Source organism: Erythrobacter sp. WG, assembly GCF_026586795.1.
Classification (GTDB): Bacteria; Pseudomonadota; Alphaproteobacteria; order Sphingomonadales; family Sphingomonadaceae; genus Erythrobacter.
This window is the reverse complement of sequence record NZ_JAPFGY010000021.1, coordinates 21,112-44,108: the sequence shown is the minus strand read 5'-3', so window position 1 is coordinate 44,108 and position 22,997 is coordinate 21,112. Positions and strand designations below refer to the sequence as shown.

Sequence of the window (22,997 nt, the reverse complement as noted above, 5' to 3'; positions counted from 1 at the left end):
AACCGGGCTGATGCTGGCAGGCGGCAAGGCGCTGGCGCTGCTGGCGGTGGTGGCGGTGTTCATGCTGCCGTTGGCGGTAATTGCCCTCTATGGCGTGGCAGCTGGCGAGGCGGCAGGCCCGGCACTGGCACTCGTCGCGGGCTACGGGCTTTATCTGATGGTGTGGGCGGCGCTGGTGCTGGCGGTTTCAACGCTGGTGCGCGCCCGTTCCGCAGCGCTTGGCGTGCTGGCGGCGTGCTGGCTGGCGATGGTGCTGGTGGTGCCACGCGTCGGCATCAATGCCGCAAGCACCCTCGTGGATGCCCCCGGCAAGATCGAGAGCGATCTCGTCATGCTCGCGGAAGAGCGCAAGCTGGGCGATGGCCACAATGCCGCCGATCCGGCCTTCGACAAGCTCAAGCAGGATCTGCTCGACCGTTATGGCGTGGCGACCGTCGAGGAATTGCCGGTCAACTTTCGTGGGGTTGTGGCAGGCGCATCGGAAGAAAAGCTGACCCGGCTGCTCAATGAATATGCGACACGCCGGATGCAGGCCGAAGCGCGGCAATCGCAGGTTTTCGGTGCCTTTGCGATCGCCTCGCCGACGCTGGCGGTGGGCGCGGCCTCGCGCGCGCTGGCAGGAACCGATCTTGCCACCCATCACCGCTTCCTGCGCGAGGCAGAGGCGGTGCGGTTCGGCTTTGTGCAGGCGCTGAATGACATGCACGCGACCGAGCTGACCTATGCCGACGATTCCAAGCGATCATCCGATCCCGAAGCCGAGGCCCGCACGCGTGTGAACGCCGAGGCGTGGCGGGTGCTTGACACCTTCCGCTTCGCCCCCGATGCGCCGGGTGATCGCCTGTCGCGTGCGCTTCTGCCTTTGACATTGCTGGCCGGGTGGCTGGCTGCACTGGCAGCCCTGATTGCCTTCGGCGCGCGCAGGTTGCAGCCGTGATTGCCGCCGTCTTGCGCGAGACGCGCTTCATGCTGCGCGACCGGGCCGCGATCGTGTGGCTTGCGCTGACCTTCGCGCTGTCGGTCGCCGCCGTCAGCTTCGGTATCGCCGAGGTGCGCGAACAGCGCGCTACCATCGCGGTGCTGATCGAAGAGGACGCGGCTGACCGGGCCAATGCGATTGCCGGCCAATCGGACTGGGGCGGGGCGGCCTATTATGCCTTCCACCTCACCTATGCCCCGCCATCCGAGTTCGCCTTCGCTGCGCTGGGTCAGCGCGATGCAAGCCCTTGGCTGCATCGGGTGCGGATGCTGGCGCTGGAAGGGCAGATCCACGAGGCCGACACCCGCAATGCCGATTTCGGTCTGGTCGGCCGGTTCGACTTTGCCTTTCTGGCCGCGACAGTCGCGCCGCTGTTGCTGATCCTGTTGCTCTACGATCTGCGCGGGGGCGAGCGGGTGGCGGGGCGGCACGATCGTCTGCTCGCCACCGCCGGGCGTGAGCGCGCGGTGTGGGGCCCACGCGCAGGGGTGCGCTTCGCCGCGCTGGCACTTGCGCTGCTCGTGCCGTTCTGGGGTGGCGCGGCAATCGAAGGCGCAGGCGCAGGCGTCGTGGCGCGGGCCAGTGCGATGGTGCTGGCGATGCTGGGCGTGTGGTGGCTCATCGCTGACCGGATCGGCAGGATCAACACCGCACCCGCCACCATCCTCACCGTCCTGATCGGGGTATGGCTCTCGCTGTCGCTGCTGCTGCCCGCGCTTTCTGGGGCGGTGATCGATGCGCGGCATCCGGTGCCCGATGGGGGCGATATCCTGCTGCTCCAGCGCGAAAGCGTAAACGGCGCGTGGGATATCCCCAAGGAGGCGACCATGCAGCCCTTCCTTGAAAGCCACCCGCAATGGGCCGAATATGGCGATGTTGGCCCGGCGTTCTCGTGGAAGTGGTATTTCGCTTTCCAGCAGGTCGGCGACCAGACAGCCGAGCCCCTGTCGCAGCAATACCGCGCCGGGCGGCTGGCCCGCGATGCGGCGGCGGGCCGGGCGGCGCTGTTCTCGCCTGCATCGCTGGTGGAACGTTATTTCCAGCATCTTGCCGGCACCGATGCCGCCGCAATGATCGCCTATGAAGACGAGGTGCGCGCCTATCATGCGCGCCTTCGTGCGTTCCACTACCCGCTCCTGTTCCGCGATCCGCCCTATGATCCTGCCTTGCTCGAAATGGCACCCGCCTTTACCCCGGCGTCCGAATGACGGAGGGATTTGCGGTGCGAAAGCGTTCAGGGTTTTTTGTGGCCAGTCTGCTGTGGGCAGCGGCCAGCCACGCGCAAAACCGCCCCCCGCTGCCGCCCGAACTGCCCTGGCAAGGCGCGAGCCAAGCACTGATCGCGCCCAGCGATGACCCGTGGATCACGCCTGCCGAGCGTGACGGCTTCCGCATAACGCCAAGCTATACCGAGACCCGTGCGTGGCTCGAACGTCTCGCCGCAGCTTCCCCGCTGGTGAGCCTCCACTCTTTTGGCACGACTGCCGAGGGGCGCGATCTCTACTACGTGCGTGTGCGTAAGGGCCCAGTGGCTAAGCCCGCGGTGCTGGTGCAGGCGGGCATCCACGCGCACGAAATCGATGGCAAGGACGCGGGCCTGATGCTGCTGCGCGACATCGCCCTGCGCGGCAAATCGGGGCTGGTTGACGCGGTGGATCTCCTGTTCGTGCCAATCTACAACATCGACGGTCACGAACGCGCCAGTCCCTTGAACGGCCCCCACTTGCGCGGCCCCGATAATCCCGGCACCCGCAACACGCCGCAAGGCATCAACCTCAACCGCGATTACGCCAAGGCCGACGCCCCCGAAACCCGCGCGATGCTGCGTTTGCTGCGCGAAGCTGATCCGGTGCTGTATGTGGATGTGCACGTCTCGGACGGGTTCGACCACGGCTATGATGTGACCTACACCTTCGCGGGATGGGGCCGCTATGCACAGTCCGAAGCGATCACGCGCTGGCTCAATGGGGTGTTCCAGAGCGGGGTCGACGACCACGTTCGCAGCATGGGCCACAACCCCCATTTCTACCCTGCCGCGATCGACCCGAGCGACATCACCAAGGGTCTGCGCGTGTCCTCAGAGGGGCCGCGCTATTCCACAGGATACGGTGATTACGCGCGCATCCCCACCGTGCTCGTCGAGATGCACAATTTGAAGCCCTATCGCCAGCGGGTGCTCGGCGCCTACGCGATGATCGAAGGCGCCCTGCAGACCGCCGCGAGCGATTTGCCCGCGCTGCAAGCGGCCATTGCCGCAGACCGCGCGGCGCGGCCCGAAACGCTGGTGGTGCGATGGGAACGGGATGACACCCCGATCGAGACGATCCCGTTCACCGGGGTTGCTTATGAACGCTACACCTCACCCGCAACGGGGGTGGAGGAAGTGCGCTATCTGGGCCACACCGAACAATGGCAGATGCCGGTGAACGGTCAGCGCCCGGCTGCCTCGGTCACCTTGCCCGCCGCCTGGTGGGTGCCTGCGCACGAGACGGCGGTGATCGCACTGCTGGACCTCCATGGCATTGCCTATGAACGCACCGACACGCCGCGCACGATGACGCTGGATCAGGTCGCAATCCGCAATGCCCGGTTGGAGCCGGTCTATGATACCCGCGTGCGCATGGCCGGCGAAATGGTGCACGAGATGAGCCCGGTCACCATGCCAGCAGGCTCCCTACGGGTTCCCTACAATCAGCCGCGCGGCCTGCTTGCGGCGGCACTGCTCGAACCGGAGGCGGTGGATTCTGTGTTTTCATGGGGCTTCTTCCACCGTCTGCTGGAACCGCGCGCGAGCCTTGAACGATACAATTCTGTCCCGCTGGCGGAGGCCATGCTGGCCCAGAACCCTGACCTGAAGCGTGCCTTCGACGAATGGCTCGGGCTTGATCTTGGCAATGCCACTGATGCGAAGGCCCGGCTTGATTGGCTGATGGCCGTCACGCCTTTTGGCGCCAAGCCACTGCCGATCTATCCGATCGGAAGGGAACTGAGCGAAGCCCACCACGAAAGGTACGGAGCCGCCATACCGTAAAGCGGCTGCCCTAATCCAAGCGCTTCAAGCCCGGGCGTGCAGGCTCGCCAGGAATCCGGGGTATGGAGTGGGAGAAAATTAGATAGTCCCGAAAAATCTCTCTTCATTAGTGATGGTTCGGGACGTCAGATCCAACCCCTCCTGCTCCGCCACCGGACTTTGGGGCGCCCCTTTTAGCCGGCCCCTTCGGCATCAAGTCGGTGCGCATCCTCGGGCGGGGCGGTCACGAGCGCGGCGAGGCGCGGCTTGATCCGCCGCTCGAAGCCGTCGATGATCTCGTAGACGACCGGCACCAGCACAAGGCTAAGCACGGTCGAGGAGATCAGCCCGCCGATCACCGCCACGGCCATCGGCTGGCGGAACTCGGCGCCCTCGCCGATGGCGAGCGCGGTGGGCAGCATCCCGACCATCATCGCGAGCGTCGTCATAACGATCGGCCGTGCGCGTTCGCGGCAGGCGGCGATGATCGCCTCGCGCTGGCCCATCCCCTCACGCTCGCGCTCGATCGCGTATTCCACCAGCAGGATCGAGTTCTTCGCGGCCAGGCCCAGCAGCATCAGGAAGCCGATCATCGCCGGCAGGCTCAGCGACAGGCCCGTGACCAGCAGTGCGAGGAACGCCCCGCCCACCGACAGCGGCAGCGCCGAGAGGATCGTGATCGGCAGGAAGAAGCTCCTGAACAGCAGGATCAGCACCCCCACGATCAGCAGCACGCCCGCAGCGATGGCGAGGCCGAAGTTCCGCTGCAGATCGGCAAGGTCCGCCGCCTCGCCATAGGCCGCGTGGCGCACGCCTGCGGGAAGGTTGGTGAAAGCCGGCAGTTCGCCGATCGCCGCGAGCGCGGTGCCGAGCGGCGCGCCGTTGAGGTCGGCCTGCACGGCGATGCGGCGCTCGCGGTCGAAGCGCTGGATCTGCGCCGGGCCCGCCTCGAAGCTGAGGTCCGCGACCGCCGACAGGGCGGTGGTGCGCCCGTCGCTGGTCGGCACCTGCAAGGCGCCGAGGGTGGCGAGATCGGTCTGCGCGCCTTCGGGCAGGCGGACGCGGATCGGGATGCGGCGCTCGCCCTCGGAGAGCTTGGGCACGTTCGCGTCGATATCGCCGATCGTCGCGACCCGCATGATCGAGGCAAGCGCGTCGGAGGTGACGTTGAGCCTCGCGGCATCGGCGGGGCGAGGCCGAATGATGAGCTCGCCGCCGGGCGGCGGGGTGGTGGTGCGTACGTCGCTGATGATCTTGAGCCCGCGCATCTCGCGCTGGAGCCGGTCGGCGGCGACCTGCAGGGCGTCGCCGTCATTGCTGGCGAGGATGATCTCGACGTCGGCGGTGCCCCAGCCGCCCTGCGTCGTCACCCGCGCATCGGGCACGCGGCGCAGCAGCGGGCGGATCGTCTGCTTGAAGGCTTCGGTCGAAAGCTGGCGGTCCTTCTTCAGCACCACGGTGATCGTCCCGTCCGTCACTCCGGCGGCGCCGAGGTTGGGGCCGACGCTCGCGGTCGAGCCGACCTGCGCGAAGACATTGGCGACGTCGGGCTCGCGGCGCAGGATGCGGGTGGTGTCCGCGACGATCCGCTCCATGTCGCGCGCGGTCGAGCCGGGCGAGCCTTCGAGCTTGAGGTAGAGGAAGCCCGAATCCGTCGCCGGCACGAAGGCGGTCGGCAGCAGCGAGGCGAGGAACAGCGATCCGGCGAAGAACGCGCCCCCGAGCCCCACCGCCTTCCAGCGGTTGTCGAGCGCCCAGTCGAGCGTGCGGCGGTAGCGGCCCTCGAAGGGGGGCCGCTCGGTGTGGCGTTTCTTGTCCTTGAGGAAATAGGCCGCCATCAGCGGCGTGACCAGCCGCGCGACCAGCAGCGAAAGCAGCACCGAGACCGCGACCGTCAGGCCGAACTCGCGGAAATACTGGCCCGCCATCCCGCCCATGAAGGACACGGGCACGAACACGACGACGATCGTCATGGTGGTCGCGACCACCGCAAGGCCGATCTCGTCGGCGCCGAAGAAGGCCGCCTTGTAGGGGGATTCCCCGCGCTCGATGCGCTTCTCGATGTTCTCGACCTCGACGATCGCGTCGTCGACGAGGATGCCGATCACCAGCGTCAGCGCCAGCAGGGTGACGATGTTGAGGCTGAAGCCGAACCACAGCATGAAGGTGAAGGTCGGCACCAGCGACAGCGGCATGGCGACCGCGGCGATGGCGGTGGCGCGCCAGTCGCGCAGGAAGAAGAACACGACCAGCGCGGCGAGCAGCATCCCCTCGATCAGCACGTGGACGGTCGCCGAATAGCTCGCGCGGGTCTCGTCGACGGTCGAGACCAGCTTGGTGACGGTGACGTCCTTGCGCTCGGCCTCGAGCTGCTCGAGCGCCGCGATCACCGCGTCCTCGACCGCGATGTCGCTCGCCTGGTTGGTCTTGTTGACCTGGAAGCCGACGACCGGGCGGCCATCGAGCCGCGCGAAGGCGCGTTCCTCGGCCGCGCCCGGGCCGATCGAGGCAACGTCGGCAAGGCGCACCTGTCGCCCCTGCCCGGTGGGGATGGTGAGCGCGCGCAGGGCGTCGATCGTCTCGGCCTCGCCGAGCACGCGGATGGTCTGCTCGCGCGCGCCGACCCGGGCCGTGCCGCCCGGCGCATCGAGGTTGAAGCGCGATAGCGCCTGGTTGACGTCGGGCGCGGTGAGGCCGAGCCCGCGCATCCGATCAAGATCGAGCGTGACGTTGATCTCGCGCTCGACCCCGCCGATGCGGCTCACCTGCGCAACGCCGGGGAGGCCCTGCAAGCGGCGGGTGAGGTCATTGTCGATGAACCACGAGAGCTGCTCGACGGTCATGCCGGGCGCCGCCACCGCCCAGGTGGCGATCGGCGCGTTGGTGACCTCGAGCCGCTGGACGATCGGCTCGTCGATGTCGCGCGGCAGGCTCGCGCGGATCTGGGCGATTCGGGTGCGGACCTCGTCCGTCACCTTCTGCTCGTCCTCGCCGATCTGGAACTCGATGGTGGTGGTCGAGCCGCCGAGCACCACGGTCGATTGCACGGTCTTGACCCCGGCGATTCCGGCCACGGCGTCCTCGACGGGCCGGGTAACCTGAGTCTCGAGCTCGCCGGGCGCCGCGCCGTTCTGGGTGACGGAGACCTGCACGACCGGGAAGCTGACGTCCGGGAACTGCTTGATCGGCAGCAGAAAATAGGATGCGATCCCGGCCAGCGCGAGGGCCAGGAACAGGACCGAGACGGGGATCGGGTTCCTGATCCCCCAGGCAGAGACGCGCAGGCTCATCGGCGGGGCGCTCCCGCTGCGCCGGCCTTGACCGGGCGAACGATGTCGCCCTCGAGCACGAAGGCTGCGCCGCTCAGCAGCACCTGCGTGCCGGCAGCGGGGCCTTGCAGCAATTCCACGTAGCCGCCCGCGCGTGTGCCGGTGCGCACCGCCATGCGCTTGGCGCGGTTGCCGGGGGCGAGCACCATCACCGAAGGCCCCTGTGCGCCATACTGGATCGCCGCCTCGGGCACGGCGAGGACGTTGCGCACGGTGCCCTCGAAGCGCGCGGTGGCGGTTCCTCCGGCCCTCAGATCCTGCCGCACCGGCAGGCTGACACGCACGATGCCGAGCTGGTTCGCCTCCTCGATGCGCGGCTGGATCATGCGCACCTCGCCCGAAACGGCTGTTCCGTCAGGCAGCGTCACCGCGACGGGCGCACCCCGCCGGATGCGCGCGAGGTCCGCCTCCGTGACCTCAGCGGCAAGCTCGATGAGGCTGCCCCGGGCGATCCGGAACAGCGGCTCGGTCCCCCCGCCCGAGATGCTGCCGGGGGCGATGGAGCGGGCGATGATCGTGCCGCCGACGGGCGCGCGAAGGGTGAGCCGCGCGCGCCGCGTGGTGAGGTCCTGGAGCTGCGCGCGTGCAGCGGCGAGCGCTGCGTCGCTTTCCCGGCGGGCGATGCGGCGCTGGTCGATCGCCTCCTGGGCGAGCACCCCCGTGTTGTCGAGCCCGTCGACCCGCTCGGCCTCGAGCCGCGCCCGGGCGGCGCCCGCCTCGGCGCGGGCGACTTCAGCGCGGGCGCGGGCGATCTCGCCCTCGAGGAGACCCGCGTCGAGCCGGGCCAGCACTGCGCCTGCGCGCACCACGTCGCCTTCCTCGGCGAGGACCTGTGCGACGCGGTAGCCCGCCAGTTCGGCGCCCACTGCCGCTTCCTCGCGCGGGACGAGGCGGCCGGAGGCGCTGATCGCGACCTCGAGCGGGCGCATCGCCACCGGCGTGACGCTGACCGCGCGTGCCTGATCCTCCGGGGTCTCCTTGCGGACCTCGGTCCCGTTGTTGCAGGCGGCGAGCAGAAGGAAGGCGCCAAGAAGCGCGCCGGCGCGGATCGTCATGGGGTGTCCTGTTGCGGGGGAGAGGAGGCGGGAGCGGCAGCAGGGTTCCAGCCGCCGCCCAGGGCGTTGAAGACCTGCACCGAACGGCGCAGCGCCTGCACCTGCGACTGGACCGCATTGGTGCGACTGGCCCGGTAGGCGCGCTCTGCATCGAGCAGGGTGGCAAGATCGGTGAGGCCGCGCGCATAAAGCTGCTGCGCGGCCTCGAAGGCGCGGCGGGCGCGGACCTCGCCGGCCGTCAGCGCGGTGACGCGGCGGCGGTCGGCGGCGAGGCGCAGGAGCGCCTGATCGCTTTCCGAGAAGGCGGTCTGCACCGCCTGCTCGTAGGCGATCACCGCCTGTTCTGTGCGCGCTTCCTGCCCGCGCAACTGGGCAGCGAGCCGCGGGCGGTCGAGGATAGGTGCGGTGATCCCGGCGGCGATGGTCCACACGAAGCTTGTCGCATCGAAGATCCCGCCGCGGCTGTCGCTGAGGCCGACGCCGGGCGTCAGGGTGACGCGGGGGAAGAAAGCGAGCTCGTCGAGCCTCAGGCGCCCCGCCGCCGCCGCCAGCCGCGCCTGCGCCTCGCGCACGTCGGGGCGGCGGGCGAGGAGCTCCCCCGGCAGCGCGTCGGGGGTGGGGGGGAGGGCGGCCAGCAGCGGCTCGAGCGGGAGCGTGGCGGTCGGCTCGAAGGGCGTGCCGGTCAGCACGAGGAGCGCGCGGGCATTGGCCTGAAGCTCGGCGTCGAGCCGGGCGAGCTCGGCCTCGGCGGCCGCGAGATCGGCGTCGATCCGGGCGACGTCGGTCTCCGCGCCGAGGCCGCGTTCGGCGCGGGTCACGGCGGTGGCGCGCAGCTGTTGCTGGATGCGCAGGGTGACGGCGGCGTCCTCCCGCTCCAGCGCCAGCCCGCGCGCGGCGAACAGCGCGTCCGCAACCTGCGCGGCAAGGCTGGCCCGGCTGGCCTCGTAGGCAAAGCGCGCGGCGGCAAGGTTCGCCTCGGCCTCGCGCCGGGCCGCGCCGCGGCGGCCGAACAGGTCGAGCTCCCAGGAGACATCGAAGCCGATATTGGCCGAGCGCACGAGGCCCTGTTGCAGGAAGGGGTTCTGATCGCCCTGACCCTGATCCGTGCCGGTCCCGGTGCCCGGGGCGCCGGGCGCGTTGCCGATGCCGAAATCGCCGCCGCGCAGCAACTCGGTGTTCTGCCCCTGCGCCCCGGCCCTGAGGTCGCCCTGCGGGTTGTAGTCGGCGAGTGCGCCGCGGCGAATCGCCCGCGCCTCGCGCAGCCGCGCCTCGGCCGCGCGTGCATCGGCGCCGCGCGCCAGCGCCGTTTCGATCAGCCGTTCGAGCTGCGGGTCGCCATAGGCGGTCCACCAGCGGTCGAGCGCCGCGGCGGGAAGCGCGCCGCGCTCGCCTTCGAAGGCGGGGGGGACGGCCACCTCGGCCGGGCGAATGGGGCCTGCGAACACGCAGCCCGACAGCACCGCGCCCGCGCCGAGCAGCGCGATCAGGCCCGTATGCCGTGAGCGGGAGAGGGGGGTGTTCATGACAGGGCTGCAATAAATGGAACGGATACGTGCCGTTTCATAGCGGCTTCCCTTTCCGGCGCAAGCGGTTTATCGAGCCCCGCGAGATGAAAGGCTGCAAGACCAAGGTGCGCGTCGGGCGTCCCAGTCTGGACGAATCCGCCCAGCTGACCGACAAGGTGCTGGACACCGCGATGCGCCTGTTCGCGACGCGCGGCTACGAGGCGACCTCGATCGCTGCGATCGCCGGCGATGCGCGGGTCGGCAAGCACACCATCTACCGCCGCTACCCCGACAAGGCGGCGCTGTTCCGTGCCTGCATCGAGCGCTCGATGCTCTACATCGTCGAAGCGCGCGGCGGGGAGGAGGGTGAGGCGGGCAGCGCGCTCCAGCGGCTCAGGGACATCGTCCTGCGCGCCGCGCACGCCGCCGTCGACCCGCAGATGGTGGCGCTCTACCGCATGACCGTTGCCGAGGCGATCCGCTTTCCGGAAATCGCCGCGATCCTGCATGATCCGGACAGCGACCCGCTGATCGCGCGCTGCACCGAATTGGTGCGCGAGGCGCAGGCGGGCGGCGAGCTGGGGCCGGAGGATCCCGCCCTGCTGGCCGAGATGGCGCTCGAGATGACGGCGGGCCTGCTGCTGCAGTGGTGCGTCACCGGACGCCCGGTCGCGCAGGAGGAAGTAAAACCCTGGGTGGAGCGGAGCTGGCGGCTGTTCATCGAGGGCGCCGCGCCGCGCTGACGCCGTGCCGGACCTGGGAGCGAAAACGCTTTTGCAGTTCAGCGGACGATGGATGCCCTACGGGCATAGCCAAGGTAGCTGAGACAGATCGGGATCACCGCCAAGGTCGTGCGGCGCAGCAGCCTGCGGGCCTCCGCGACGGGGATGGCGTCGGGCGCGGGGATGAACTACAGCCACCATGCCATACGCATGAAGGCCGGGAGAGAATGCCGCCGACCCTCGCCCTGCGCCGCGCGGGCGGAGCGCGTGGATGGTGGACGCACCCGCCTGCCGGGCGCTATGGCCCGCTCCCATGTCAGCGGAAGGAACGGGTGCAGTGGCGGCGAAGGCTGGGCGGATGGCTGAAGGCGACGCGGTGGCAGCGGCGCGCGCCGAACAGGTCGCGCTCCTCACCCGGATCGAGGAGCGCCTGAGGTGGCTCTCCTCGTGGACCGTCCACAACGCCAACAACATCCGCGCGAAGCGCGACGGGCTGAAGGTCGGCGGGCATCAGGCCTCCTGCGCCTCGATGACGGCGATCATGACCGCGCTCTATTTCCACGCGCTCAGGCCGCAGGACAAGGTGGCGGTGAAGCCCCACGCCGGGCCGGTGCTCCACGCGATCCACTACCTTCTGAGCGAGCAGACCCGCGAGAAGCTCGAACGCTTCCGGGGGCTGGGCGGCGTGCAGTCCTATCCCAGCCGCACCAAGGACACGATCCCGATCGACTTCTCGACCGGATCGGTGGGCCTCGGCGTGGCGGTGACCGCCTTCAGCTCCCTCGTGCAGGATTATCTCGTCGCGCACGGCCAGCTCGCCGAGGCGGACACCGGCCGGATGATCGCGCTGATGGGTGATGCCGAACTGGACGAGGGCAACATCTACGAGTGCCTGATCGAGGGCTACAAGCATGATCTGCGCAATTGCTGGTGGATCGTCGACTACAACCGCCAGTCCTTGGACGCGACCACCGCCGACCGGATGTTCCGCCGGTTCGACGACATCTTCGAGACCTGCGGCTGGCGGGTGGTGACGCTGAAGCACGGCAGGCTCCAGCGCGAGGCGTTCCAGCGCCCGGGCGGCAGGGCGCTGGAGGACTGGATCGCAAACTGCCCCAATGCCGACTTCGCGGTGCTGACCTATCTCGGCGGCGCGGCGTGGCGCGAGCGGCTCGAGCGGGATCTGGCGGGTGTCCGGGGCGTCAAGGAACTGCTCGCCGACCATGACGACGCCGCCCTCGCTCGCCTCATGACCAACCTCGGCGGGCATTGCATCGAGACGCTCCTCGACGCCTTCGACGCTGCCACCGGCGACCAGCCGACGCTGTTCATCGCCTACACCGTGAAGGGCTACGGCCTGCCGCTCGCCGGGCACAAGGACAACCATTCGGGGATGATGAACACCGCGCAGATCGAAGGCCTGCGCGCCGAACTCGGAATCCAGCCGGGCGAGGAATGGGACAAGTGGGCGGGGCTGGGCGACAACCTCGCCGCGCGTCTGGAGGCGCTGGTCAAGGACAGCCCCATCGCCCGCAAGGCCCCCGAGCACCGCGCGCCCGCCGTGCCCGTACCGGATCGCCTGCCGGTGCCGGAAGGGGCGGTGCTCTCGACGCAGGCTGCCTTCGGCAAGGTTCTCTACGACCTCGCCAAGTCCGACGCGGCGCTCGCCGACCGGATCGTCACCACCGCGCCCGACGTGACGCAGACCACCAACCTCGGCGCCTTCGTCAACCAGCGCGGGCTGTTCCGGCGGCAGGAGCTCGCCGACGTGTTCCAGAAGGCGAAGATCCCCTCGGCGCAGAAGTGGAGCGCGCACACTGCGGGCCAGCACATCGAGCTGGGGATCGCCGAGCACAACTTCTTCCTGCTGCTGACCTCGCTGGGCCTTGCCGCCCCGCATTTCGGCACGCGGCTGCTGCCGGTGGGGACGGTCTATGACCCCTTCATCGCCCGCGGCCTCGATGCGCTCAATTACGGCTGCTACCAGGACGCGCGCTTTCTGCTTGTGGGCACGCCCTCAGGGATAACGCTGGCAGGCGAGGGCGGGGCGCACCAGTCGATCAACACGCCGCTGATCGGGATGGGCCAGCCGGGGCTCGAAAGCTTCGAGCCCGCCTTCGCCGACGAGGTCGCGCTGCTGATGCGGTGGGCTTTCGACCATATGCAGGCGGACGGGGGGAGCTCGGTTTATCTGAGGCTTACAACCCGCCAGATCGAGCAGCAGCCCCGCACGGACGACAGCTGGGAGGCGGGCGCCATCGCCGGGGCCTACTGGCTGCGCCCGCCTTTGCCGGGGGCCAAGGCGGCCATCGCCTACAGCGGCGCGGTCGCGCCCGAGGCGCTCGCGGCGTGGGAAGAATTGCAGGACGACCTGCCCGGCCTCGGCCTGCTCGCGGTGACCTCGCCCGACCGCCTGCACCGCGACTGGAGCGCCGCCCGCGCGGCGCGGTGGCAGGGTGGGGCGCGCACGCCCAGCCATATCGAGACGCTGCTCGGCGAGCTTGCCCCCGACGCGGGCCTCGTCACCGTGCTCGATGGCTCGCCTGCTGCCCTTTCGTGGCTCGGCGGAGTCAAGGGCCACCGCATCAGCCCCCTCGGCACCGACCGCTTCGGCCAGACCGGCGACCTCCCGGATCTCTACCGCACCTACCGGCTCGACACGCACGCGATCATCGACGCGGCGGCCGAGCTGTTCCTGGCCTAAGCCGCGCTCGCCAGCCGCATCAGGTTGGCGACCGCCGCCGGGCCGGTGGCGCGCAGATCCCTCAGGATCGCGGTCCGTTCGGCATCCTCCCGGTCGACCGCCGCGGCGATTTTGCCGAACCCGTCGAGCCGGCTCTGGCGGATCCAGGTGCCCAGCCGCTCGTCGGCGAACCACGCGCCCTGGTTCATGATGTTGATGATGTTGGTGGTGAGCCAGCTCTTGAGATCATGCGGGAAGGGCACCGTGCGGCACAGCGCGTTCTTGGCATCGTCGCCCTCGTAATGCGCCTCGACGAAGGCGATCAGCGCGGCCGAGAAGCAGGGCTGCGGCACGCGCACCAGCTGGGGCACGATCCGGTCGCCCTGAAAGATCGGCTGGGGCGCGCGCGGTTCGACCGCCGAGGCGGTGCAATCGATGTAGAGTGCCTTGGCCGAGGCGGGCTCGGTGCCCTCCTCCAGCACGATTTCGGACGGGCCGATCGCGGTCACCCGGCCCTTGCGCACGACATCGGTGACGCGGCGCAGCTCGGCCACTTCGCCCTCGGAGATCGTGGCGTAGTGGAACATGGTGGGCGTCACCGCAGGGTCGATCCGCAGCATCATCCCCGCCGCTTCGAGCCGGGCGAAGATGTCCTCGGGCGATGTCCCTTGCGCAAAGGCGCGCATCTGGGCGAGCTGGGCGCCGAACACCGCGTCGAAGAACTCCGCGCCGGGCTGGGTGGTGGTGCGGTTGATGAGCCAGCTCTCGCGCGGCTTGATCCATTGGATCGCTTCTGCCGGCGTGCCCATTGCCAGCAGCCAGCCGACCGCGTCCATCGCGGTCTTGCCTGCGCCGAGCACCACGAAGCGATCGGGCCGCTCGGGCGCCAGCCACAGCCGGGCGAGCTCGCCCGGAGGCACCACGCGCGCGCCTTCGGCGACGGTGAAGCGGGGCGTGTGATTGGCGGGGATGACGGGGCTGTTGTGCGCGGATGCAACCACCTTGCGGCGCACGGTCACCTGCGTCTCCTCGCCCGACATCAGCGAGACCACGCGGTCCTCGCCCCGGCATTCGGACATCGGCAGCCAGGTCACCCGGCCCGTCGGCAGCAGTTTCTGGCGCATCACCTTGTCATAGTAGCCGCTGACCTCCGCGCCCGAGGCAAGCTCGTAGAGCCCCGCGTTGACCCCGTGGGTATCCTTGCGGTTCTCGCCCAGCGGCAGCGAGTTCACCCCGTAGAAGGCCGAGGGCTGGTGCAGCGCGACGAAGGGGTAGGCATCGTTCCAGTGCCCGCCGGGGCGCGCCTGGCGATCGACGATCGTCACATGGGCATCGGTCTCGGCGAGGATCGTGTCGGCAAAGGCCATGCCCACCGCGCCTGCGCCGATGACGAGATAGTCGGTGTCGATGTGGTGCATGGCAGGCTCCTTGCAAGTTGACATAGTGCATGCGCTCCACGCGCGGCGAAGGTGCGAACCAACGAACCGGGAGGCACTCTTTACACTGTAAATTTACACTGTAAGATGGCGGCGTCAAGCCACTTGAGCCAGACCTTGTCCGCACCCCCGGAGACCGCCCATGACCCGCTCGCTCACGCACGAGGATCTCGCCGCCTTCCAGACCCGGCTGTGCGATGTCGCCGAAGGCCTGTTCGCGCGCCGCGGCGCCGAAAACGTCTCGATGCGCCAGATCGCAGCCGAACTGGGGGTGAGCCCGATGACGCCCTACCGTTACTTCGTGGGCCGCGACGACATCCTCGTCGCGGTGCGCATTCGCGGCTTCGAACGCTTTGCTGCGTTGCTGGAGGAAGCCTATGCCGCCACCCCCGGAAATGCCGCGGCAAAGGGGGCGGCAGCCGCGCGCGCCTATGTCGATTTCGCGCTCGACAATGCCAACACCTACCGCCTGATGTTCGATCTTCACCAGCAGGACGACGCAAGCGATGGCCCGCTGGGCCGCGCCGTCCGGCGGGCGCGGGCCACCCTTTCGGTCTATGGCGACGGGCTGATCCGCGGCGGGATGGCGAAAGCCGAGGCGCGGGCAATGGAGGGCCTCATCTGGTCGACCCTCCACGGTGCCGTGACACTGGAACTGGCGGGCACCACGCCAGCCGGTTCCGCCCGCGAAACGCTCCGCCTGCTTGGTCGGCTCGCCGCGCCGGTTGCCCCGCCTACTTAGCCGGAGAGTCGACCTCCACGAGGTTGTCGTCCGAGTTGCGGTCTATGATGAAGTTGTAAGGATCGACGCCCGCGAACTTCGGCTGCCTGTCGGTCACCACCTCGATCACCTGGCTCCCCCCACGGATCGGATAGCGCCGCATCGCCACCACGTCGGCCTTGCGGAACGCTCCCGTCTCGGGCCGCGCGGTGAAGAGCCCCACCTCGATCCCCTCGGCGAGGCTCGCCGGCTTTTCGTTGCCCTTGCCATCGGCGTAGAACTTGCCCGCCTCGATGGAGATGCGCGTCTTCCAGCGACCGTCGGCCAGCTTCACCGTTTCGGCCTGCTTGGTCTTGAGGTCATAGACGGTGATCTTCTCGAACAAGTCTGTGATTAGCGCCTGCTGTTCGGGCGTGGCGGCCTCCTTGCGCAGCTCGGCGATGAGGTCGAGGCTGCGCGGGTAGGGCGCGCCCTTGAAGCGATATGCCGCCACCAGCCGCGCGAGCGCGCGGTTGACCGCATCCTCGCCCAGCCGCTCCTGGAGCAGATACATGACGAGGCTGCCCTTGCGGTAGTGGATGTGCTGCTGGTTCTCGACCCGGATCAGCGGCTGTTCGTCCAGCACGTCGCCCTTGCGGCCCGACAGGTAGCGATCGAGCTCGAACTTGAGGAAGCGGCGGATCTTGTCCTCGCCGTAGAGCTGCTTCATCACCATCAGCGCGCTGTATTGCGCCAGCGTTTCCGACAGCAGGGTCGATCCCTGCATGTCCGCGCCGACGATCTGGTGCGCCCAGTACTGGTGCGCGACCTCGTGAGCGGTGACGTAGGTGACATAATCGATCTTTTCCGGATCGCGCACGTCGGCGGCAAAGCCGATGCTTTCGGAATAGGGCATGGTGCCCGCGAAAGCCTGGGCGAAGCTCGCATAGCCGGGGAACTCGATGACCCGGGCATAGCCGAACTGATAGGGCCCGAAATGGCGCTGGTAATAGCCGAGCGAGGTCTCCATCGCCCTGAGCATCGCGGGCACGTTCCACGCGTGGCGCGGATCGTGATAGACGGACAGGCGAACCGGCCCGGCCTGCTTTTCGGCCACGGCATAGCGTGCCGACTGCACCGAGAAGAAGTCGAGGATCGGCGCCGGGCTCTGGAACACCGCGATGCGGCGGCCGCCCTCCACCCGGTCGGAAACCTTGTCGCCGGGCGCAATCGGCACCTGGTCGGCGTCGGTGCTGATGGTTATGCGCGCATTGACCCAGTCGGCGCGGATGTAGTTTGCGGCTTGCGCGGACGTGTCCTCGAGCTTCGCCATGCGCAGCTCGGCCGGAAGGCCCTGGCGGCGGCGCTCCACGCGGTCCTGGAGCAGCACGCGGCGGTCCATGCCGATGATCGGCGCAAAGGTGTTGGCGTTGAGGAAGGTGCCGTTCAGCGCCATGTCGGTCTCGGGCTGCCCATTGGGAAAGCCGCGTCGCCACACCTGCGAGGCGAAGTCGAGCCGGGTCGTCGCCCCGGGCGCCAGCGGCGCGGCGAAGCGGTAGATGCGGTAGCCGTGGCGGGTGTCGTGACTGGCGAGCTGCGCGCCGGCGATGGCAAGCCGCGTGAAGGTCACGTCGGGATCACCCTGGCGCACGTGCAGCTCGCGGATCGGCACGCCGCTGTCATTGCGCAGGGCATAGGAGCCGGTGATCTCGGCACGGCGTTCTTTCGGGTAGAGGGCGATGTCGAAGGTCACGTCGGTGACGACCGGGCGCGGCAGGGTTTCGTATTTCAGGTATTGGCGCTCGAAGGCGGCAAGCCGCGCCTCGGCCTCGTCGCTGGTTTCGTAGGTGTTGAGCACCTTGATGTTGTGGTGGATGACAAGGCCGGTCGCGACCATCCCCGCGATTGCCGCGAACGCGAGCCCCGCCGATGGCAGGGTGATCCGCCGGCGCACCGCCTTGAGGCGCGGCAGCACGGCGACCACCGTGCCGCGCGGCCAGGCCCAATGCGCGAAGACCAGCAGCAGCACGCCGAAGCACAGCCAGTAGGCGCGCCCAATCAGCCCGCCCACCCAGTAGCCGCCGGTCCCGTTCATGTCGCTGAGCGGCTCGCCCGGGGTCGCGCCGAACATGTAGAGCATATTGGTATAGCCGAGGTTCGACAGGAAGATGCGGCCGACGAACCACACCAGGAACAGGCCCCAGCCGACATATTTGTTGGGGCTCACGACCTGGAAGAACACCGCGAGCACCGCGACCAGCAGCAGGTCGACGCTTTGCGGGAAGACGTAGGCCGCAAGGTAGAGCCCGAGGTCGATATCGGCGGTGCCCTTGGCGAGCTGGAAGAGCACGCCGGTCACCATCCCGGCGAGTTCGAGCCCGACGAGGACGGCGAGGATCGCGAGGATCTTGGGGACGAACACCGCCCAGCCGGGGACGGGCGCGGCATCGAGGATTTCGGCGATCTTCACGTCGCGCTCGCGCCACACGAGTTCGCCCCCGTAGAACACCGCGACGATCACCGTGAAGATCGCCGTGGACCCGATCAGGGTCTCGATCACCCCGGCGGTGAGCGGGTAGGATGGCGTGCCGAAAACCGTCTCGGCAAAGGCGAGGTTGAAGGCCGAGAACAGCACCGCGAGGAGCAGCAGGACGATCAGCCCGGGGCTCTTGAGGACGAACAGCACCTCGGCCTTGAGGCGCGTGCCGAAGGCGGCGAGCGCGTGGGCGAAGCCGAAGCTGCGGGTGACGGGGGCGGTGAGGGTGCGCGGCACCGCGGCGCCGGCGCTCGCCAGCCTGGCGGCTTCGCGGGCGAGCTTGCGCTGGCGGCGCCTGGAGGGCGCGCGCTCGGTCATGCTGAAGCGCCACCACGCCAGCCCGAGGAAGAGCGCGGCAAGGGCGAGGGTGAAGAGGCGATTGACGATGAGGTTGCCCTCGAAGGGGATCAGCCGCGTGTTCATGTCGGCGGCCGTCCAGTAGCGCGTCGCCTCGCCGATGGCGGCGGTGCCGAGCGGCTCGAACTTCGCCATGATCGGCAGGTTCGCCGGATCCGCCCCGGCCGCGACATTGACCGCGAGATAGGCCATCACAAGGACGATGACGCCGATATAGCTCGCCAGCATCGAGCGCGTCAGCGTCGCGACGCTGAACAGCAGCGCCGAGGAGAAGATCAGGTTGGGGATGGCAATGACGAGGAACGGCCAGGCGTAGGTCATGAACCCGCCCGGGCCGACCGTTTCCGGATCGACCCACGGCATCGCCGCGCCCACCGCAATGCCGAACGGCACGGCGAGATAGCCGAGCACCGCGATGGCGAGCCCGCCAAGGAAGCGCCCGGCAAGGAAGGTGGTGCGCCCTACCGGCGTCGCGCGGATCATCGGCCCGAAGCCGGTGGCATCGTCGCGCACCACCGCGTTGGCGACGAAGGAGGTGATGACGAACAGGTAGAAGGTCGCGAAAATCGCCATCGCGAAGGTCAGCGTGAAGGGCGAATTCTCGTGCACCGCGCCGGGCGATGCGAAGCTGACGTTCTCGGACGCGGCAAGGCCGAAGCCCAGGAGGAAGAAGATCGCGACCGAGACCCAGAACACCGGGTTCCTGAGCTGGTAGCGGATTTCGAACGCGGCAAGGCGTGCGGTCAGCATCGGCGGCGGCCTCCCTTACGCGGCTTGCGCGGGCGCGCGGCGGGTTTCGGCGAGCGTGGCGAAATAGACATCCTCGAGCCCGCCGGCGACGGGCGCAAAGCCTTCCGGCTGGCTATCGGCAAGTACGTGGACGACGATCTCGCCTGCGAAGAAGCGGTGCGAGATGACTTCATGGCCCGCCTGCATATCGGCGAGCTGGGTGTGCGGCACGGTCTTCTGCCACACCCTGCCCTGCGTCTGCCGGATCAGCTCGCGCGGGGCGCCCTCGAGCCGCACCTTGCCCCCTGCCAGCACCGCCATGCGCGGGCACAGGTCGGCGACGTCGTCGACGATGTGGGTCGAAAGGATCACCACCACGTTCTCGCCGATCCCGGCGAGCAGGTTGAGGAAGCGGTTGCGCTCCTCCGGGTCGAGGCCGGCGGTCGGCTCGTCGACGATGATGAGTTCCGGCTCGCCGATCAGCGCCTGGGCGATGCCGAAACGCTGGCGCATCCCGCCCGAAAAGCCCGCGATCGCCTTGCCGCGCACGTTCCACAGGTTGGTCTGGTTCAGCAGGTGCTCGACCATCGTCTTGCGCTCGCCCGCGCCCGTCACGCCCTTCAGCACCGCCATGTGATCGAGCATCTGGTAGGCCGAGACACGCGGATAGACGCCGAAATCCTGCGGAAGGTAGCCCAATGTGCGGCGCAAGGCATCGGGCTCGGCCAGCACGTCGATGTCGCCGAAGCGGATCGAGCCTTGCGTTGGCGCCTGGAGCGTCGCCACCGTGCGCATCAGCGTCGACTTGCCCGCGCCGTTGGGGCCGAGAAGCCCGAACATTCCCCTCGGGATCGACAGGTTGACGTTGTCGAGCGCGTGGGTGCCATTGGGATAGACGTGGCTGACGCCGGTGAGTTCGAGCATGGTAATCCCCTGTTCGGCAAGCAATTGCCTCTCCCCAGCATAGCGCGCCTCGCCGCGCCGCCTAGCCCGTCGGTAGACGGCTGGCCGCCTTTCGTCGACCGATGCGGCAAGCGGCGTGACGCTGGTCGATGTTCGGCAGCGCGGGTTGCCGCCGCCGCCCCGACGGCCTATTGCCGCTCTCGCAGGGGGGAGAGGAGCGACAGGGAGACGATCATGCCCGGCATTCCCCGCACGCGCCGCGCCGCCACGACGCTTGCCGCCGTCTGCCTCGCCGGCCTCGCCTTTGCCGCCGCCGGCTGCGTCTCCTACCCGGCAGAGCGCCGTAGCCCGCTCGCCGCGCCGCCCGCCGGGCCTGCGCCCGCGACGCTCAGCGTCATGACCTACAACATCGAGGGCCTCACCTGGCCGGCGCGGACCGGGCGCGCGCCCTTTCTCGCCGCGATGACCGAGGAGTTCGCGCGGATGGAGGCGGCCGGGGTCCTGCCCGACGTGATCGTCTTCCAGGAGGCGTTCAGCACCGCCGCGCTCAGCACCGCCGCCTCGACCCCGCATCCCAACCTTGCCATCGGGCCGCGCGCGACCGCCCGCTCGGGCCTGCCGAGGAGCCGCGATCCGGTTTTGCGCCGCCGCAACATCCTGCGCGGCGAATGGGGGGTGCGCTTCACCGGCAGCGGGCTCGCGATCGCCTCGCGCTATCCGATCCTCGCGGCTTTCAGCCAGCCCTACGGGCCGACGAGCTGCGCCGGGTGGGATTGCCTCGCCAACAAGTCGGCGATGCTGGTGCGGATCGCGGTGCCCGGCCTTGCCGACCCGGTGGAGATCGCCACCACCCACATGAATTCGCAGCGCGCCTCCAAGGCCCCGCCCGAAAAGCACCTCGCCGCGCATCTTGCGCAATCGGCCGAGCTTGCCAACTTCCTCGACCGGGTGAGCCGCGCCGACAGCCCGCTGATCCTCGGCGGCGATTTCAACATGCGCCGCAGCCCGCAGCGCTTCGATGCCTTCGAGACCCAGCACGGCTTCCAGCTTGCGCGGCGCCATTGCCTCAAGGCCGCAGCGGGCCGTGCGCGCCCGGCGTGCGAAATCCGCCTGAGCTTCGACGGCGATGCGCCCTGGCTGGATACGCAGGACCTCCAGATCTACGACGACGGCGCGCGCATCGCGCTGCGCCCGGTGCGGATCGAGGCGTGGTTCGACGGCGAGGACGCGGGCGGCCGGCTGTCCGACCACGATGCCTACATCGTCACCTACGCGATCCTCCCGGCCGAGGCGCCCGGCGCGCAGGCCGACGACTGAGCGCGCCTAGCCCAGCGTCACCCGGTCGCGGGTGAAGGCGAGCTTTGTCGTCAGCAGCGCGCGGAAGGCGTTGTAGCCGCCGGTGCCGGGGAAGAAGGCGTGGAAGAACAGCTGCGGCTTGCCGTCCAATCCCGGTGCGACCGAGGCATGGCCGGGCGCCCACCACGTCTTGACCGACTTCAAAAGCGGCCCGTCCTGCTTCACATAGGGGCCGAGCGGATGGTCGGCGACCGCCACCCCGATGCCGTAGGCGGGCGTGCCGAAATCGTTGCCCGCATAGAACATCCAGTAACGCCCCTCCTGAAGCGTCACCCACGGCCCCTCGATGAGGTGGCCCTCCCATTCCTGGTCGTTGGTCAGCACGATGGTGTCGCTGCCGATCAGCTCGCCGTTCTCGTCCAAGCGCTGGGCGTGGATCGGGGTGCTCATCGCGTCGTGGATGAAATCGGCCTCGGGAATGTCGGCCAGAATGGTGCGGACCCGCTCCCAGTTGTCGAGCACCGCCTCGATCAGCGGCTGCATCAGGAAGAACCGCTCCATCGGGCGGCGGGTGTTGGCCCAGGGCTGGACGGCGGCGGCAAAACGCGCGGCGCGGCGTTCGGCGTCGTGCTCGAAGAGGCGGTCGACCAGCTCCGGGCGGCGGCGCAGCAGCCCGGCGAGCGGGCGCGGCCAGACCCCGTTGGTATCGCGCTTCCAGAACAGGTAGCGCTCGCCGTTCGCGTCGATGAAGATGTGCGAATCGATCACGCCCCCGCTCAGCATCGGCTGGGTCGGATCGTCGGGGTAGTTGGTGGTGTTGATCGCGTAGCCGCTCACCAGCGGGTGGCCGATATCGGTCCACGGGCCGGTGGGATGCGGCGCCTTGGCAAGCCCGATGGCGAGCGCGTTGGAGCGCTGGCGGGCGGTGTAGACCAGCCAGTATTCGTCCCCGCACTTGGCCATTTCCGGCGCCCAGTAATCGCCCACGGTGCGCCCGTGCGCGGTCCATTCGGGCGCCTCGCCCTCGGGGAAGACGAAGCCGACATGGGTCCACGTTTCCAGATCGTGCGAATGGAGGATCGGGAAGGCATCGACCGCGTCGTTCGAGGTGGCGACGAGGTAATAGCCCTCGTCGGTCTTGAGCACCGCCGGGTCGCCGTAGCCCGCGGTGGTGCGGGGGGAGAGGTTCTCGAGGATCAGCGGGCGCCAGTCGGGCTCGATGTCACCGTCGATCGGGATCGGGCGGTGATGGTGCGCGCGCGTCCCGAAGTCGCGGGCGAGCTCGCTGAAGAACACCGCGTAGTGGTTATGCTGCCCCGTGGGGATGCGGTAGGTCTTCTCGACATCGCCCAATCGCACTGTGAAGCGGGTCGCGATGCCGTCGGCCTCGGCCTCGACCTCGAAGGTTTCGATCGTGTCGGTTTTGTCCATCGGCTTGCCTCATGGCCTCTCGCCAGGGCGGGAGTCGGGTGTTGCATCTGAATTGTATGATAAATCAGGGTGGGCCGATGGCAAGCGCTTTTGCGGCAGGCGGAGACGAGGCCGGGGATATTCTGGGCGGGCTCTACGGCGAGGGGATCATCGGACGAACCGCGCCCGGTGCTGGTCATCGGGGTCGACGCGCCCGACGCGGCCAACGGCCCGCACCACGACCCACAGGCGACGGCGCCGTGGCTGGTGAGCCTCCCGCCGGTGGTGCGCGACCATCTGCCCGCACGATCGTCGAGCGGCTCGAGCCGGTCATCCAGAACCATGTT

Annotated in this window: 14 protein-coding genes; 7 read left to right on the top strand and 7 right to left on the bottom strand. The window is 68.9% G+C overall.

Annotation, left to right across the window (positions count from 1 at the left end):
* The first annotated feature begins 10 nt into the window (after positions 1–10).
* Genes OPU67_RS11440 through OPU67_RS11430 form a run of 3 tightly spaced genes read left to right on the top strand, consistent with a single transcriptional unit; the run spans position 11 to position 4,010 of the window.
* Positions 11–937, top strand: coding sequence for a DUF3526 domain-containing protein (locus OPU67_RS11440; RefSeq protein WP_267619668.1), 927 nt, complete (start codon positions 11–13; stop codon positions 935–937).
* Entirely contained in the window at positions 934–2,187 is a 1,254-nt protein-coding gene (locus tag OPU67_RS11435) for a DUF3526 domain-containing protein (protein ID WP_267619667.1), read from the top strand. The genes OPU67_RS11440 and OPU67_RS11435 overlap by 4 nt, the downstream gene beginning before the upstream one ends.
* A complete protein-coding gene (locus OPU67_RS11430) occupies positions 2,184–4,010 on the top strand; it encodes a M14 family metallopeptidase (RefSeq protein ID WP_267619666.1) in 1,827 nt (608 codons plus the stop codon). Before OPU67_RS11435 ends, OPU67_RS11430 begins: the two co-directional genes overlap by 4 nt.
* A 173-nt stretch (positions 4,011–4,183) precedes the next feature.
* Here OPU67_RS11430 and OPU67_RS11425 read toward each other — a convergent pair whose 3' ends face one another.
* The 3 genes from OPU67_RS11425 to OPU67_RS11415 are packed head-to-tail and all read right to left on the bottom strand — an operon-like array spanning position 4,184 to position 9,896.
* Positions 4,184–7,279, bottom strand: coding sequence for an efflux RND transporter permease subunit (locus OPU67_RS11425; protein ID WP_267619665.1), 3,096 nt, complete (start codon positions 7,277–7,279; stop codon positions 4,184–4,186).
* The gene (locus OPU67_RS11420; protein WP_267619664.1) at positions 7,276–8,373 is read right to left on the bottom strand and encodes an efflux RND transporter periplasmic adaptor subunit; all 1,098 of its coding nucleotides are present in this window, start codon (positions 8,371–8,373) and stop codon (positions 7,276–7,278) included. The genes OPU67_RS11425 and OPU67_RS11420 overlap by 4 nt, the downstream gene beginning before the upstream one ends.
* A complete protein-coding gene (locus tag OPU67_RS11415; protein WP_267619663.1) occupies positions 8,370–9,896 on the bottom strand; it encodes an efflux transporter outer membrane subunit in 1,527 nt (508 codons plus the stop codon). Before OPU67_RS11415 ends, OPU67_RS11420 begins: the two co-directional genes overlap by 4 nt.
* Positions 9,897–9,925: 29 nt before the next feature.
* Here OPU67_RS11415 and OPU67_RS11410 point away from each other — a divergent pair, with 29 nt between their 5' ends.
* Positions 9,926–10,621 carry a TetR/AcrR family transcriptional regulator gene (locus OPU67_RS11410; protein ID WP_267619662.1) on the top strand — a complete coding sequence of 232 codons (696 nt, stop codon included), beginning with the start codon at positions 9,926–9,928 and terminating at the stop codon, positions 10,619–10,621.
* Positions 10,622–10,958: 337 nt separating this feature from the next.
* Positions 10,959–13,304 (top strand): transketolase, encoded by a 2,346-nt coding sequence (locus OPU67_RS11405; RefSeq protein WP_267619661.1) that lies wholly within the window; start codon positions 10,959–10,961, stop codon positions 13,302–13,304.
* Here the strand turns inward: OPU67_RS11405 and OPU67_RS11400 are convergent.
* Positions 13,301–14,701 carry an NAD(P)-binding protein gene (locus OPU67_RS11400; RefSeq protein ID WP_267619660.1) on the bottom strand — a complete coding sequence of 467 codons (1,401 nt, stop codon included), beginning with the start codon at positions 14,699–14,701 and terminating at the stop codon, positions 13,301–13,303. The genes OPU67_RS11405 and OPU67_RS11400 overlap by 4 nt on opposite strands.
* 160 nt (positions 14,702–14,861) lie before the next feature.
* Between OPU67_RS11400 and OPU67_RS11395 the strand changes: the two genes are divergently transcribed.
* Positions 14,862–15,461: a TetR/AcrR family transcriptional regulator gene (locus tag OPU67_RS11395; RefSeq protein ID WP_267619659.1), complete on the top strand. Its 600-nt coding sequence runs from the start codon at positions 14,862–14,864 to the stop codon at positions 15,459–15,461.
* On the opposite strand, the gene OPU67_RS11390 is transcribed toward OPU67_RS11395, so the two are convergent.
* A complete protein-coding gene (locus tag OPU67_RS11390; protein ID WP_267619658.1) occupies positions 15,454–19,062 on the bottom strand; it encodes an ABC transporter permease/M1 family aminopeptidase in 3,609 nt (1,202 codons plus the stop codon). The genes OPU67_RS11395 and OPU67_RS11390 overlap by 8 nt on opposite strands.
* Positions 19,063–19,077: 15 nt before the next feature.
* On the bottom strand, positions 19,078–19,965 hold the full coding sequence (locus OPU67_RS11385) for an ABC transporter ATP-binding protein (RefSeq protein WP_267619657.1): 888 nt from the start codon (positions 19,963–19,965) through the stop codon (positions 19,078–19,080).
* A gap of 213 nt (positions 19,966–20,178) precedes the next feature.
* On the opposite strand from OPU67_RS11385, the gene OPU67_RS11380 reads away from it, so the two are divergent.
* A complete protein-coding gene (locus tag OPU67_RS11380; RefSeq protein ID WP_267619656.1) occupies positions 20,179–21,261 on the top strand; it encodes an endonuclease/exonuclease/phosphatase family protein in 1,083 nt (360 codons plus the stop codon).
* Between the two features lie 6 nt (positions 21,262–21,267).
* Here OPU67_RS11380 and OPU67_RS11375 read toward each other — a convergent pair whose 3' ends face one another.
* Positions 21,268–22,671, bottom strand: coding sequence for a family 43 glycosylhydrolase (locus tag OPU67_RS11375; protein WP_267619655.1), 1,404 nt, complete (start codon positions 22,669–22,671; stop codon positions 21,268–21,270).
* Positions 22,672–22,997: the final 326 nt, after the last annotated feature.